The 14,977-nt window shown below is 69.7% G+C and carries 11 protein-coding genes; 6 read left to right on the top strand and 5 right to left on the bottom strand.

Annotated elements, in window-relative coordinates:
• Positions 1–75: 75 nt before the first annotated feature.
• The 4 genes from OG390_RS04395 to glgB are packed head-to-tail and all read left to right on the top strand — an operon-like array spanning position 76 to position 7,476.
• Positions 76–2,055 (top strand): alpha-1,4-glucan--maltose-1-phosphate maltosyltransferase, encoded by a 1,980-nt coding sequence (locus OG390_RS04395; RefSeq protein ID WP_406165073.1) that lies wholly within the window; start codon positions 76–78, stop codon positions 2,053–2,055.
• On the top strand, positions 2,052–3,773 hold the full coding sequence (gene treS, locus OG390_RS04400; RefSeq protein WP_406165075.1) for a maltose alpha-D-glucosyltransferase: 1,722 nt from the start codon (positions 2,052–2,054) through the stop codon (positions 3,771–3,773). Before OG390_RS04395 ends, treS begins: the two co-directional genes overlap by 4 nt.
• A gap of 56 nt (positions 3,774–3,829) precedes the next feature.
• On the top strand, positions 3,830–5,206 hold the full coding sequence (locus tag OG390_RS04405; protein WP_406165077.1) for a maltokinase N-terminal cap-like domain-containing protein: 1,377 nt from the start codon (positions 3,830–3,832) through the stop codon (positions 5,204–5,206).
• A gap of 59 nt (positions 5,207–5,265) precedes the next feature.
• Positions 5,266–7,476 carry a 1,4-alpha-glucan branching enzyme gene (glgB, locus tag OG390_RS04410; RefSeq protein WP_406165079.1) on the top strand — a complete coding sequence of 737 codons (2,211 nt, stop codon included), beginning with the start codon at positions 5,266–5,268 and terminating at the stop codon, positions 7,474–7,476.
• Between the two features lie 51 nt (positions 7,477–7,527).
• Here the strand turns inward: glgB and OG390_RS04415 are convergent, their stop codons facing one another.
• A complete protein-coding gene (locus tag OG390_RS04415; protein ID WP_406165081.1) occupies positions 7,528–8,181 on the bottom strand; it encodes a hypothetical protein in 654 nt (217 codons plus the stop codon).
• Between the two features lie 18 nt (positions 8,182–8,199).
• Positions 8,200–9,627: a M1 family metallopeptidase gene (locus OG390_RS04420; RefSeq protein WP_406165083.1), complete on the bottom strand. Its 1,428-nt coding sequence runs from the start codon at positions 9,625–9,627 to the stop codon at positions 8,200–8,202.
• 456 nt (positions 9,628–10,083) lie between these two features.
• Between OG390_RS04420 and OG390_RS04425 the strand changes: the two genes are divergently transcribed.
• Both OG390_RS04425 and OG390_RS04430 read left to right on the top strand, forming a co-directional pair.
• Positions 10,084–10,977 carry a Gfo/Idh/MocA family protein gene (locus tag OG390_RS04425; protein ID WP_406165085.1) on the top strand — a complete coding sequence of 298 codons (894 nt, stop codon included), beginning with the start codon at positions 10,084–10,086 and terminating at the stop codon, positions 10,975–10,977.
• A 326-nt stretch (positions 10,978–11,303) separates the two neighbouring features.
• Positions 11,304–12,269, top strand: coding sequence for an ATP-dependent DNA ligase (locus OG390_RS04430; RefSeq protein WP_406177496.1), 966 nt, complete (start codon positions 11,304–11,306; stop codon positions 12,267–12,269).
• Between the two features lie 55 nt (positions 12,270–12,324).
• Here the strand turns inward: OG390_RS04430 and OG390_RS04435 are convergent, their stop codons facing one another.
• From OG390_RS04435 to OG390_RS04445, 3 genes are all read right to left on the bottom strand, one after another.
• Positions 12,325–12,693 (bottom strand): DUF6479 family protein, encoded by a 369-nt coding sequence (locus OG390_RS04435; RefSeq protein WP_406165087.1) that lies wholly within the window; start codon positions 12,691–12,693, stop codon positions 12,325–12,327.
• A 77-nt stretch (positions 12,694–12,770) separates the two neighbouring features.
• Positions 12,771–13,589 carry a methyltransferase domain-containing protein gene (locus OG390_RS04440; RefSeq protein WP_406165089.1) on the bottom strand — a complete coding sequence of 273 codons (819 nt, stop codon included), beginning with the start codon at positions 13,587–13,589 and terminating at the stop codon, positions 12,771–12,773.
• A gap of 37 nt (positions 13,590–13,626) precedes the next feature.
• A complete protein-coding gene (locus OG390_RS04445; protein ID WP_406165091.1) occupies positions 13,627–14,937 on the bottom strand; it encodes an MFS transporter in 1,311 nt (436 codons plus the stop codon).
• Positions 14,938–14,977: the final 40 nt, after the last annotated feature.

Genomic DNA, 14,977 nt, shown 5'->3' on the forward strand with positions numbered 1-14,977 from the left:
CACGGATCTGAAGCGCAGGTTGAGCTCACGTACGCGCACCACAAGTGGGGCTCGAGGACGGCGGAGGCGAAACGCATGGACGCAAACCCGGACACCGGCCGCATCCCGATCGTGGATGTCCGCCCGGTCGTCGAGTGCGGCCGGCGGCCCGCGAAGGCGGTCTCCGGCGAGACCTTCCAGGTCACCGCCACCGTCTTCGGCGAGCGCCAGGACGCCGTCGGCGCCAATGTGGTGCTGCGCGACCCGAGCGGCCGGCTCGGCCCGTGGACGCCGATGCGCGAACTCGCCCCCGGAAGCGACCGCTGGGGCGCCCACGTCACCCCGGGCGAAGTGGGCCACTGGACCTACCTGGTGGAGGCGTGGAGCGATCCTGTCCCCGCCTGGCGCCGTTCTGCGGAGATCAAGGTCCCGGCCGGTATCGACGTCGGGCTGGTCCTGGAGGAGGGCGCCGCTCTGTACGACCGGGCCGCCGCCGGGGTACCGGACACAGCGGGCCGGGACGCGGTGCTGGCCGCGGCGAACGCCCTGCGCGACGAGTCCCGGCCACCGGCCGCCCGTCTCGCGGCCGCCCTGACCGCGGAGGTGGACACCGCCCTCGCGGAGCACCCGCTGCGTGAACTCGTCACGTCTTCACAGCCGTTGCCCCTGCTCGTGGAGCGGGAGCGGGCGCTGTACGGCTCCTGGTACGAGTTCTTCCCTCGCTCGGAGGGCACCCCGCAGCGGCCTCACGGCACATTCCGTACGGCCGCCGAACGCCTGCCCGCGATCGCGGAGATGGGCTTCGACGTCGTCTACCTGCCCCCGATCCATCCCATCGGCACGACCTTCCGCAAGGGCCCCGACAACACCCTGTCCGCGGGCCCGGACGACGTCGGTGTGCCCTGGGCGATCGGTTCCCCGGAGGGCGGCCACGACGCGGTCCACCCGGACCTGGGCACGATCGACGACTTCGACGCGTTCGTACGCCGGGCCGCGGATGTCGGCCTGGAGGTCGCCCTCGACTTCGCGCTCCAGTGCTCCCCCGACCACCCGTGGGTGGACAAGCACCCCGAGTGGTTCCACCACCGTTCGGACGGCACGATCGCCTACGCCGAGAACCCGCCGAAGAAGTACCAGGACATCTACCCGATCGCCTTCGACAAGGACATGCCGGGGCTGATCGCCGAGACCGTACGTCTCCTGCGTTTCTGGATGGATCACGGCGTACGGATCTTCCGCGTCGACAATCCGCACACGAAGCCGGTGGTGTTCTGGGAGCAGGTGATCGCGGAGGTCAATCGCACCGACCCCGACGTGATCTTCCTGGCGGAGGCCTTCACCCGCCCCGCGATCATGCACACGCTCGCGGCGGTCGGCTTCCAGCAGTCGTACACCTATTTCACCTGGCGCAACACCAAGGAGGAGCTGACCGACTACCTCACCGAGCTGTCGGGCGAGGCGGCCGCGTACATGCGGCCCAACTTCTTCGTCAACACCCCCGACATCCTGCCCGGCTACCTTCAGCAGGGCGGACGTCCCGCCTTCGAGGTACGGGCCGTCCTCGCCGCCACCCTCTCGCCGGCCTGGGGGATGTACTCCGGATACGAGCTGTGCGAGAACACCCCCGCCAAGGAGGGCAGTGAGGAGTACGTCGACTCCGAGAAATACCAACTGCGGCCGCGCGGATGGGAGTCGGCCGAGCGCGAGGGCCGGACCATCGCACCGCTGATCACCCGGCTGAACCGGATCAGGCGGCGCCACAGGGCCCTGCACGAGCTGCGGAACCTCCACTTCCACGAAACGGACAACGACGCTCTGCTCGCGTACAGCAAGCGCACGGGCGACGACACGGTTGTGGTGGTGGCGAACCTCGACCCCCACCACACCCGGGAGGCCACGGTCTCGTTGGACATGCCGCAACTCGGCCTGGACCGGCACGAGTCCGTGCCGGTGCGCGACGAGCTCACCGGCGAGACCTACAACTGGGGCAGGGCCAACTATGTGCGTCTGGAGCCGGGCGGTGCGCATGTGCTCGCCGTCGGCCCCTCACAGCGGATCGGAGGGTCACCCGCATGATGGTCAACGAGCCCGTCCCGGACACGTTCGAGGACACACCGGCCAGGGACCGCGATCCCGATTGGTTCAAACGCGCCGTCTTCTACGAGGTCCTGGTCCGCTCCTTCCAGGACAGCAACGGCGACGGCGTCGGCGACCTCAAGGGCCTGACCTCCCGGCTCGACTACCTGCAATGGCTCGGCGTCGACTGTCTGTGGCTGCCCCCGTTCTTCAAGTCCCCGCTCAGGGACGGCGGGTACGACGTCTCCGACTACACCGCCGTCCTGCCCGAATTCGGTGACCTCGCCGACTTCGTCGAGTTCGTCGACGCCGCCCACCACCGCGGCATGCGCGTCATCATCGACTTCGTCATGAACCACACCAGCGACCAGCACCCGTGGTTCCAGGAATCGCGCACCAACCCCGACGGCCCCTACGGGGACTACTACGTCTGGGCCGACGACGACAAGCAGTACCAGGACGCCCGCATCATCTTCGTCGACACCGAGGCCTCCAACTGGACCTTCGACCCCGTCCGCAAGCAGTACTTCTGGCACCGCTTCTTCTCCCACCAACCGGACCTCAACTACGAGAACCCACGGGTCCAGGAAGAGATCCTGGCGGCACTCCGCTTCTGGCTCGACCTGGGCATCGACGGCTTCCGGCTCGACGCGGTGCCGTACCTCTACCAGGTCGAGGGGACGAACTGCGAGAACCTCCCCGCCACTCATGACTTCCTGCAGCGGGTCCGTATCGAAATCGACGCCCTCTACCCCGACACGGTGCTGCTGGCGGAGGCGAACCAGTGGCCGGAGGACGTGGTCGACTACTTCGGCGACTTCCCCTCCGGCGGCGACGAGTGCCACATGGCCTTCCACTTCCCCGTCATGCCACGCATCTTCATGGCCGTGCGCCGCGAGTCCCGCTACCCGGTGTCGGAAATCCTCGCCAAGACCCCCGCCATCCCCTCCGGCTGCCAATGGGGCATCTTCCTGCGCAACCACGACGAGCTGACCCTGGAAATGGTCACCGACGAGGAACGCGACTACATGTACGCGGAGTACGCCAAGGACCCGCGCATGCGCGCCAACATCGGCATCCGCCGCCGGCTCGCCCCCCTGCTGGACAACGACCGCAACCAGATCGAACTCTTCACCGCCCTGCTGCTGTCCCTGCCCGGCTCACCGATCCTCTACTACGGCGACGAGATCGGCATGGGCGACAACATCTGGCTCGGCGACCGCGACGCCGTGCGCACCCCGATGCAGTGGACCCCCGACCGCAACGCCGGCTTCTCCTCCTGCGACCCCGGCCGCCTGTTCCTGCCCACCATCATGGACCCGGTCTACGGCTACCAGGTCACCAACGTCGAGGCGTCCATGTCATCGCCCTCCTCGCTGCTGCACTGGACCCGCCGCATGATCGAGATCCGCAAACAGAACAAGGCGTTCGGCCTCGGCTCCTACACCGAACTCCAGTCGTCGAACCCGGCGGTGATCGCCTTCCTGCGCGAGTACAAGGACGACCTGGTCCTGTGCGTCCACAACTTCTCCCGCTTCGCCCAGCCCACCGAACTGGACCTGCGGGCGTTCAACGGGAGGCACCCGGTCGAGCTGATCGGCGGGGTGCGATTCCCGGCCATCGGTGAGCTGCCCTACCTGCTCACCCTCGCAGGCCACGGCTTCTACTGGTTCCGGCTGCGTCGCGCAGTGGCGCCGAGCGCCACCAGGCGTTCTTGACCGGATGCCTGCGTGTGCTCCCGCAAGCCCGCCTGCCTCTGAAGGGACGTGTCGCCATGGCGAAGACCGCACTGCACCGTCCGAGCGGCCTCGGCCCCGCTCCGCTGCTGACCTCGCTCGCAGAACTGCTGCGCGCGTGGCTGCCGCGGCAGCGCTGGTTCGCTGGCAAGGGCAGGCCTGTCACGGATGTGACCCTGGTGTCGACGACCGAACTGTACCCAGGGTGCCTGCACCTGCTGGTCCGCACCGAGCACCTCGACCCGCCGGCCCACGGAGGCCCGGGCGCTCCTCCACCCGACGACTGCTATCAACTGCTCCTCGGCGTACGGAAAGTCCTGCCGCCACGTCTCGCCCATGCCGCCATCGGCCGGGCGAGCGCCGGCCCGCTGGCGGACCTGATCGTCTACGACGCCTTCCACGACCCCAGGGCGGCGGGACTGCTCCTGGAGCGCCTGCGCCGGCCGGGCACGGCGGGGCCGCTGCGTTTCGAGCGCGACATACGGGTGACGGTGCCCACCGGTCTGGCTCCGCGTCTTCTCGACGCTGAGCAGTCCAACTCCTCGCTGGTGTACGGGGATTCGTTTATCCTGAAGGTCTTCCGCCGTGTCCAGCCCGGCATCAACCCGGACCTGGAGGTGCCCTGGGCGCTGGCCCGCCAGGGCTGCACCCGCGTACCCGCTCCCGCCGCGTGGTTTCGGACCTCACGCCCGCAGGAAGCGACGCTCGGAGTTCTTCAGCCGTTCCTGCGCGAGGCCACCGACGGCTGGACACTGGCGCTCGAATCCCTCGCCTCGGGGCGGGAGTTCACCAACGAGGCCTACGAACTGGGTCGGGCGACCGCGGAGGTGCATCTGGCACTGGCCTCGGCGTTCCCCATAGACGTGACAAGTGCGCCTCAGAACAGGTCGCTTGCCACCGCGATGAGCGAGCGACTCGACGCCGCGGTCCGTTCCGTACCCGAACTCGGTCCGCACGCGGATGGGCTGCGGTCCGCCTTCGACACACTCGGCGCCCTCGACACGGCGGTCCGTCCCGCCCAGCGCATTCACGGCGATCTCCACCTCGGCCAGGTCCTGCGGGCCGGACAGCAGTGGTCCGTCATCGACTTCGAGGGCGAGCCCGCCCGACCGCTCACCGAACGCCGACGCGTCCAGTCCCCCGTACGCGATGTCGCGGGCATGCTGCGCTCGTTCGACTACGCGGCCCGCTCCCGTCACCCCTGGCGTCCCGAGTGGGCACAACGCTGCCGCGAGGCCTACTGCGCGGGCTATGCCGCCGAGGCGGAGTGGGACCCGCGCGAGGAACCCGAGCTGCTGCGCGCGTACGAGACGGACCGAGCCGTGTACGAAGTGCTGTACGAGGCGCGACACCGTCCTGACTGGCTGCCCGTGCCGATGGCGGCGGTCAGACGTCTCGCCGCCGAACGCCAGTGAACGCCTTTCGACTGCGACACCCCGCACACTCCCTTTCCCCTCTCGAGGAGGCTGAAGCCGTGACAGTCCGCACCGCACCGGTCAGCGTACGGCCGGCCACTCCCGCTTCGCTGGACCCGACGGACCGGGGGCGCCTGCTGTCGGGGGCGCATCACGATCCTCACGCGCTGCTCGGCGCGCACCCGGTGCCGGGCGGCATCGTATTCCGCGCACTGCGCCCGTACGCCCAGGCGGTGGCCGTGGTGGTGAACGGGTTGCCCACGAAGCTGGACGACGAGGGGGACGGCCTCTTCTCCGGCGTACTGCCGCTCGACGCGATTCCCGAGTACACGCTGTCGGTGACGTACGACGGCACCCAGTTCGAGGTACAGGACCCCTACCGCTTCCTGCCCGCGCTGGGAGAACTCGACCTGCACCTGATCAGCGAGGGTCGGCACGAGGAGCTGTGGCGGGCGTTGGGTGCCCACTGCATGACCCACGAGGGCGTGCTCGGCACCCGCTTCACGGTGTGGGCCCCGAACGCGCGAGGCGTCACGGTCTGCGGGGACTTCTGCCACTGGGACGGCAGCACGGGATTTCCGATGCGGTCACTGGGCTCCTCCGGAGTGTGGGAGCTGTTCCTTCCCGGCATGGGTGAGGGCACGCTCTACAAGTTCGACATCACCCGCCCCGACGGAACGCGCACGCTGCGCGCCGACCCGATGGCCCGCCGCACCGAGGTGCCTCCGGCGACGGCATCGATCGTGACGGATTCGTCCTATATATGGGGAGACGCCGAGTGGATGGCGGGTCGGGCCAAGCAGCCGGTGCACGAGGTCCCGTTCTCGGTCTACGAGGTGCATCTGCCGTCCTGGCGGCCCGGGTTGACGTACCGGCAACTGGCCGACCAACTCCCCTCCTACGTCTGCGACCTGGGCTTCACCCATGTGCAGTTCATGCCGGTGGCCGAGCATCCCTTCGGCGGGTCCTGGGGTTACCAGGTCACCGGGTTCTACGCGCCCACGGCCCGGCTGGGCACCCCGGACGACTTCAAGTACCTGGTGGACGCGCTGCACCGGGCCGGCATCGGCGTGCTCATGGACTGGGTACCCGCGCACTTCCCGCGCGATGACTGGGCGCTGGCCGAATTCGACGGGCGCCCGCTGTACGAGCACGAGGACCCGCTACGGGCCGCCCACCCCGACTGGGGCACCCTGGAGTTCGACTACGGGCGCCGCGAGGTACGCAACTTCCTGGTCGCCAACGCGGTGTACTGGTGCGAGGAGTTCCACATCGACGGGCTCCGCGTCGATGCCGTCGCGTCCATGCTCTACCTCGACTACTCCCGCGAGCCGGGCCAATGGGTCCCCAACGAGCACGGCGGCCGGGAGAACCTCGACGCGGTCGCCTTCCTGCAGGAGATGAACGCCACCGTCTACCGCCGAAATCCCGGGATCGTCACGATCGCCGAGGAGTCCACGGCGTGGGACGGCGTCACCCGGCCGACCTCGGACGGGGGTCTTGGTTTCGGACTCAAGTGGAACATGGGCTGGATGCACGACTCACTCGAATACGTGCAGCACGAGCCGGTTCATCGCAAGTACCACCACAACGAGATGACGTTCTCGATGGTGTACGCCTACAGCGAGAACTACGTCCTGCCCATCTCCCACGACGAAGTCGTGCACAGCAAACGCTCACTCGTGTCGAAGATGCCGGGCGACTGGTGGCAGCAACGCGCCACCACACGCGCCTACCTCGGCTTCATGTGGGCCCACCCCGGCAAACAACTCCTCTTCATGGGACAGGAATTCGCCCAGGGCTCCGAATGGTCCCAGACACACGGCCCCGACTGGTGGCTGCTCGACCCCGCCTACGGAGCCGAACCCGACCACCGCGGGGTACGCGACCTGGTCCGCGACCTCAACGACCGCTACCGCCACACCCCCGCCCTGTGGCAACGCGACACCGAACCCGCCGGCTTCGCCTGGATCACCGGCGACGCCGCCGACGACAACGTCTTCGCCTTCCTGCGCCACGCCACCGACGGCACCCCCCTGCTCGCCGTCTCCCACTTCTCCCCCGTCGTCCGCCACGGCTACCGCCTCGGCGTCCCCGAGGACATCCCCGCCTGGCACGAAATCCTCAACACCGACGCCACCCGCTACGGCGGCAGCGACATCCTCAACCCCGACCCCGTCAAACCCGAACCCACCGGCGCCCACGGCCGCCCCGCCAGCATCCAACTCACCCTGCCACCCCTGGCCACCATCTGGCTGCGACCCGCCTAGGACGTCTGCAGGGCTCGCCAGGGCGACTACGGTCTTGCCCCGGACGGCCGACTACGGTTTCACCGTGGCCATGGCCGTGAAACCGCAGCACTCGAAGGTCTGTACCGGCGCACCCGACCTCCGCGTGATCAGGACTCCGTCGGGCACCGCGCTCGTGTCGACCGACGCGGCAATGACTGCGACTCCGTGCACTCCGCCCTTGATCCGGTCGTTCCGGACCGTGAACGAACCGTCCTGGAGCGCCATGCCGATGGGGACGGGGTTCGCTACGGGGGCAGGGCGTCGCGGGGGTGTCGGTGATGTGGGTGACCGCGGCGTGGCCGAGGTCGAGCCGTGCACCCCCAGAACACGAATCCCGGACCCGAGTACGCCGTTGTCGCACCTACCGGAGCCCGGCCCGCTGACAGCGAGCCGGGACAGCGAGACGGACGCGCCCTGGTGGATCTCGACGATCGAGGTTCCGCCGCCGTCGCCGGGGATCAGTGCCCGCGGGGCCCGAATCGTCGTCTTCCGGTCGCCGGCTCCGGTGATCGACACATCCTTGCCGATCACCACCTGCTCGCGGTAGACACCCAGCCGGACACTGATGCGGTCACCGGGGTGGGCGGCGTCGACCGCTGCCTGGATCGTCGGATGATCCCTGGGTACCACGAGATCGTGTGACCCATTGGCCGCTGCCGACGTCGGCACCAGCGGGCGTCGCACCTCACCCCGCCGGACTCCTCAGGGCGACGACGGCTTGCCCGCCGTGGCGATCCATGTGTGGAACAGAGCGTCGAGGTTCTTCCCGGACTCCTGTTCACAGAGGCGGATGAACTGGGCCGTGGTCCCGTGACCATCACGGTGCTCGGCGGCCCAGCCACGCAGGATCCGGAAGAACACGCGATCGCCCACGGCCGTACGCACCTTGTGCAGGGCCATGGCCCCCCGCGAGTAGACGGGCGTGTCGAAGATGTGCGCCCCGCTGCCGGGAGCGGCGGGAGGGAATGCCCACAGATCGCTGCTCGCCGGACTGGCGTACAGGGCGTCGAAGGTCTTCTGCGCGCTCCTGCCCCCGTGCTGCTCGGCATAGAGCCACTCGGCATACGTCGCGAAGCCCTCGTTGAGCCAGATGTCCTTCCAGGCCGTGATGGTGACGGAGTCCCCGAACCACTGGTGGGCGCTTTCATGGACGAGGGTGCTCAGGTCCGGCGCCGAGTCGAACACGGGCCGGGTCTGGGTCTCCAGGGCGTACCCGACCTGGGGTGCCCGGTCGACGATGGCCCCGGCGGCTCGGAACGCGTAGGGGCCGAAGAGCTTGCTCTCCCAGGCAAGTACAGAAGGCAGCTTCTTCAGGACCGGCGCGGCGGTCGCCGCCTCGCGCGGGTCGACGGCGTTGTAGACCTTGAGGCCGTCCGGGGTGGTGTACTGCTCGACCTTGAACTTTCCTACCGTCGCCGTGGCCAGATAGGCCGCCATCGGTTCGGACTGCCGCCAGCGGAAGGTGGTACGGCCGTGGGCGGTCTTCTGCCCGAGGAAGACGCCATTGGCAACGGCGGTGCGCCCCTTGGGGACGGTGAGCGTGAAGTCGTACGACGCCTTGTCCTTGGGGTGGCTGTTGGCGGGGAACCACGTCATTGCGCCCTGCGGTTCGCCCGCCACAAACGCGCCGTCGTCGGTGGGAATCCACCCGTCGAGAGACCCGTCGGGATCGGTGACCGGCTTGGGCGTGCCGGAGTAGGTGACGGTGACGCGGAACTCCTGCCCCTTGCACAGGGCGTCCCGCGGGGTGACCACGAGTTCCTGTCCGTCGCGGCGGAAGGCCGCCTTCGCGTGGTCGACGCTGATGCCCGTGACCTTCAGCCCTTTGAAGTCGAGGTCGAAGCGGGTCAGTCGCTGGGTGGCCCGGGCGGTGATGACGGCCTTGCCGTCCAGGTGGCGGCTCTGCGGGGCGTAGCCGAGCGTCAGGTCGTAGTGGTGGACGTCGTAGCCGCCGTTGCCCGCGAGGGGGAAGTACGGGTCTCCCGCACCGGAGGAGCCCCCCGTCCCGGCCGTGGCCGGTCCGGCCGCGGCTAGCAGGGCCGCGAGTGCGAAGGGGACGGCGGCGACAACGGCTTCTCGGCGAAGGACAACTGTCCGTCTGGCGGGGGCCTGCTGCGGGCGTGGCGTCACGTTCGCTCCTCCGGTCGATGGAGATCACTCACGGGTCATGGGTGAGTACGCGTAGGCCAGTGATGGTCCTTCACGGGTCGACGGTGATCACACGCGCTCAGCCTATGAGCCGCCTCGCCCGCCGACGCCCTCAATCAGGTCAAGTTACGCCGAGCCTGGACCACGGCCGTCCCCCGGAACGCGTTGGCCCCGTCGCCGGGCCGAGAAGGCGAACTCGGTGCTGAAGCACGAGTCGGAGAGCATGCGCAGCCATCCCGCGACGCTCTGCATCCAGCGGACGGTTCACATCGACCGCGCCGGGCCGCCCTGACCCTCCGCCGGGCCCGGTGCCCGTGCCCCCGAGCCGGGTGCGTGAGGAACTCCCGGTTCTCGAAAACCACGCCCTGGCCGTGGACCCCGACATCGTGGTGAAGTTCGTCCAGATCCCAGCCCCGCACACCGCAGAGGAGCATTCTCGTGACCGGAACCTCGCAGGCCTGGCCCCATGCACCGGTCAGGGTCGGGCTCGTCGGCGCGGGTCCATGGGCGCGCGCCGTGCACGCGCGTGTGCTCGCCGCGGGGCCCGAGACGCTGCTGACGTCGGTGTGGGCCCGCCGTCCCGAGGCGGCCCGCGAAACAGCGGCGCCCTACGGTGCCGGAGTCGCCGAGACCTTCGAGGAACTGCTCGACGGCTGCGAGGCGGTCGCGTTCGCGGTTCCGCCCGCCGTGCAGGCGGAGTTGGCGGCGCGTGCCGCGAAAGCCGGCAAGGCATTGCTCCTGGAGAAGCCGATCGCGCTGGACCTGCCCTCGGCCCAGCGCCTCGTGGACGCCATCGATGCCGCGGGTGTCGTCTCCCAGCTGGTCCTGACGAACCGTTACCACCCGGTCACCCGGCAGTTCCTGAAGACCGCGCAGGGCGTCGACGTCGTGGGGGCGCGGTCCTGCTGTCTGAGCGGCGCCTTCCTGGGCGGCGACTTCGCGACCCCGTGGCGCCTCGAACACGGCGCTCTGCTGGACCTGGGGCCGCACATTCTGGATCTGCTGGACGCGGCCCTGGGGCCCATCGTCCGTGTGCGCGGCGCCGGAGACATACGCCGTTGGATCGAGCTCACCTGTGAACACGAGAGCGGCGCGGTGAGCCAGGCCTCCCTGTCGGGGTCGGTCGAACTCGAGCGCGGCATCACGCGGGTCGAGCTGTTCGGCCCGCACCCCGAGCTCGTGTTCGACAGCGGCGCACTCGACCACGAGGAGTCCTGGCCCGTGCTGCGCCGGGAGTTCGCCACCGCCGTACGGACGGGGCGGTCGGGCGCGCTCGATGCCCGGCGGGGGCTGCATCTGCAGACCCTCATGGCCGGGGCGTTGGAGAGCTAGGGCCGCGTCAGCCAAAGGTTCGCCCCGTCGCGACGCCCGGCACGCTCCCCCACTGTCTCAAGGGCGTGGGAGGTGCCCCCACTCGCCGCACCGGCCGAAAGCCCAAGTACATCCAGTACGAGGACTTCCGGCCGGCACTCCCCCAGCCTTCGGCCGGGGGGACCCCCAGAGCACGCACCGGACGCCGCTCCTTGACGGGCAAACCTTGGCTGACGCGGCACTACCTAGCGCAATGAACTGGGGCACTGTCCCGGAACACGACGCCGTTCAGGCGAAACGGAGGGCCGGGGTGCGTGGGCATCGCAGAGTGTGTCGACAAGACAGCTGTGAGACTGCCGCTGATCGCTCCCATGCTCGCCACACCCGGCGCCCTGCCGCCCGCCGGGCAGGACATGCGCTGGTCGTACGAGACGAAGCACGACGGGCAGCGTGCCGTGGTCTACCTGCCCGGCGACGGAAGCGTGCTGCTGCGTGCCCGCTCGGGGGAGGACATCACCGCCGCGTATCCCGAACTCCGTTCCCTGGGCGGTGTTCTCGGCACGACCCCGGCGATCCTGGACGGTGAGGTCCTGGTCCTCGACGAGCAGGGGCGGGGTGACTTCCAGCTCCTCCAGTCCCGTATGGGGCTGGCCCGGTCTCCGGGCAAGGCGGCTCGTCGTGCGGCGGAGGCGCCCGCGCATCTCGTCCTGTTCGACGTCATGTACTTGCGGGGCGATCTGACGGGTCTGCGCTACTCGCGCCGACGGCAGGAGTTGGAGGGGCTCGCGCTCAGCGGTCCGTTCTGGTCGACACCGTCCGCGCTCGTCGGCCACGGGGAGCTGGCCTTGCGGGCGACTCGGGAAAGCGGCCTGGAGGGGCTGGTCTGCAAGCGCTTGGACTCGGTGTACGAGCCCGGGGTGCGCTCGCGCGCCTGGATCAAGATCCGCAACATACGCACCGTGGACGTCATCGTCGGCGGCTGGGTCCCCGGCAAGGGGCGCCTGTCGGGGCTGCCCGGCGCCGTACTCGTGGGACAACGCGAGGCGGGGCGGCTGCGCTACGTCGGGAGCGTGGGGACCGGTTGGAGCGAGGTCGAGCGAACGGATCTCGCCCGGCTCCTGCGGGCCGCCGGGACCGACCACTGCCCCTTCGACGACATCCCGCGCGTGCTCGGAGCGCGCTGGGTCGTGCCCCGGCTGGTCGGCGAGGTCCGGTACAGCACCCGCACCCGGGCCGGGCTGCTGCGACAGCCGTCGTGGCTGCGCCTGCGCCCCGACTTGGCCCCCGAGGACTCCGCGGCGGATCTGCCCTAGCGGGTACGTACGACATGACCGCCCCGTGGGGCGGTCATGTCGTACCGCGGCCCCGTTACGTCCTTCCAGGACCGCCGCTGCCGAAGGAGCCGCTGGAACCGGGGACCCAGCGCTTTCGCTCCTGGTCGCCGGCGTGCTTGCTCCCGGCGGCGTGGAGGTTGTACGGCATCAGCCGCTCGCTCTCGTCCGCGGCGTGCGGTACCTCGTCGGGTTCCCGCATCTCCCGTTCCTCATGGACTGGTCCGGTGTCGGGCAGCCTGGGCTGCTCGTCCGGACGGGGCGGGGGTGACTCCTTGCGCCGTACCCTGATGCCCAGGAAGACGGCCCAGACGAGCGCACCGGCGATGAAGAGGCCACCGATGAAGGCGGCGACCGCGTTCACCGCGTGGTTCGCTGCGATCAGTTCATAGCTCGCGGTGTTCATGGTGCTCGTGTACCCCCAATATCAGGGGAAACCAGAATGGTTCTCCGTCAGCGACGGCCCAACCATTGTATTCCGGTTCATCTCGGACGGTGCGCCACGGCTCCGAAGATGGTCACCGACATGTGCAGGGCGCCGTGGGCGGCGGCCTGTGTGAGGTCCGCGTACAGGCGGTCGCGCTGAGTCTCGGTGATGAGGTCACGGCGTACCGCCGACTCGCCCAGCATGCGGATCAGCGGCCAGGCGACCGACGTGTGATCCTGGAGCAGGGCCTGCGATCCCCGGTCGTCGATCACCAGACCGGCCGCCGTCAGCCGGCCGACCAGCTTGCGTCCGGAGTACGGGTCCGCGGCCGCGGACAGCGCGCCGGAGGTGAGCCCCGCGACGGTCTCGGGATCGCCGGGGTGAAGGATCGTGGTCGCCCAGTCGGTGTCCAGCAGGGCGACCCGACCGCCGGGGCGCAGCACGCGGGCGATCTCGTCGACGGCCTTCTCCGGTTCGAGGAGGTGTTGAAGCACCCGTTCGCACCACACCACGTCGACGGAGGAGTCGGGCACGGGCAGGGTGAGCGCGTCGCCGTTCACGAAGCGGGCCGCGCTGCCGGCCCCGGCCGCCCGCTGTTCGGCCACGGCACGCAGCCCGGGGTTCGGCTCGATCCCGGTAGCCTCGCCCTGGGGAGCCACGGCGGCCGCCAGGTGCCGGGTCTGTGATCCGGTGCCGGAGCCGATGTCGATCGCTCGTTCTCCGGGCCGCACGGCCAGCGCCGCATGTGCCCACGCGCGCAGCCGTCGTACGCCGTCGTTGACGTCCTGCGCGTCCAGCACTGCCGCCAGCCGCGCGGCGCTCTCGGCGGTGCTGTTCGGTGCGTGGAATGCCGAGGTAGGTCGTGTGTCCCCCATGCCGGTCACTCTAGGACCGGCACGGCCTGCTCCGGTGTCAGATCGTGTAACGCCGCAGGGCCGGTGTCACGGCGGCCAGACCCAGTACGGCGGCAATCACCAGCAGCCCGCCGCCCGCCACCGCGGCGCGTGCCCCGAAGGCTGAGCCGACCGTGCCGTGCAGCACGTCGGCGAGGCGTGGGCCACCCACGACAACCACCGTGAAGACGCCCTGCATCCGGCCGCGCATCTCATCGGTGGCGGCGGACAGCAGGATGGCGCCGCGGAAGACCATGGAGACCATGTCGGCGACTCCGGCCGCGGCGAGGAACGCCACAGCCACCCACAGGCTGGTGCTGAGCCCGAACCCCGTGATGGCGGCGCCCCAGGCCGCGACAGCGACGATGACCATGAGGCCGTGTCGGCGGGCGCGGGAGAAGGTGCCCGACATCAGCCCGCCGATGACCGCGCCGATGGGGATCGCCGCGAACAGGAGGCCGAGCGCAAGCCCTTCGCCGTACGGGGCGTAGGTCTGTGCGGCGAGTTGCGGGAACAGAGCGCGGGGCATGCCGAACACCATGGCGATGATGTCGGCGAGGAAGGACAGCAGGAGCACCTTGTGCAGTGAGATGTACCGGAAGCCGGCGACGACCTCGCGCCGGCCCGCCCGCTTGGTAGCCGATTCCGTCAGGGGCGGCAGGGCGGGCAGCCGCACCACCGCCCACACGGTGACGCACAGGGCGAGCGCGTCGATCAGATAGAGCTCGGGCAGGCCGATGACGGGGATGAGCGCGCCGGCGAGCAGTGGTCCGGCCACCAGGCCCGTCTGCATGACGGTCGAACCGAGTGCGTTGGCCGCGGGCAGTTCGTCCGCGGGGACCAGCCGGGCGATGGAGGCGTTGCGGGCCGGGGAGTTGAGGCCGAAGAACGCCTGCTGGAGGGCGAGCAGCGCCATCAGGACGAGCACCGAGTCGAGTCCGGTGGCCGCCTGTATCCAGAAGAGCAGCGAGGTGACGGCTATGCCGCTGTTGGTGATGAGGAGCAGCTTACGGCGGTCCATGCTGTCGGCGATCGCACCGCCCCACAGCGCGAAGACCACCAGGGGCAGCAGGCCGGCGAGGCTCGCGTAGCCGACCCAGGCCGAGGAGCCGGTGATGTCGTAGATCTGCTTGGGCACGGCGACGGCGGTGAGCTGGCTGCCCACGGCCGTGACGATGGTGGAGGACCACAGTCGGCGATAGGCGGGCCGGCGCAGCGGCCGGGTGTCCATCGTCCAGCGGCGCCAGCCGTGCCGGTTCGCACGCTCCGGTCCGGATGTCCCGTCATGCTCCGCGGGGCTGCTGTCCGTACTGCTCTCGCTCGTGTCCACGCTCGTCCTGGCTGCTCGATACATCTTTCGGTTCAGGGAT

The organism is Streptomyces sp. NBC_00996, from assembly GCF_045162675.1.
Classification (GTDB): domain Bacteria; phylum Actinomycetota; class Actinomycetes; order Streptomycetales; family Streptomycetaceae; genus Streptomyces.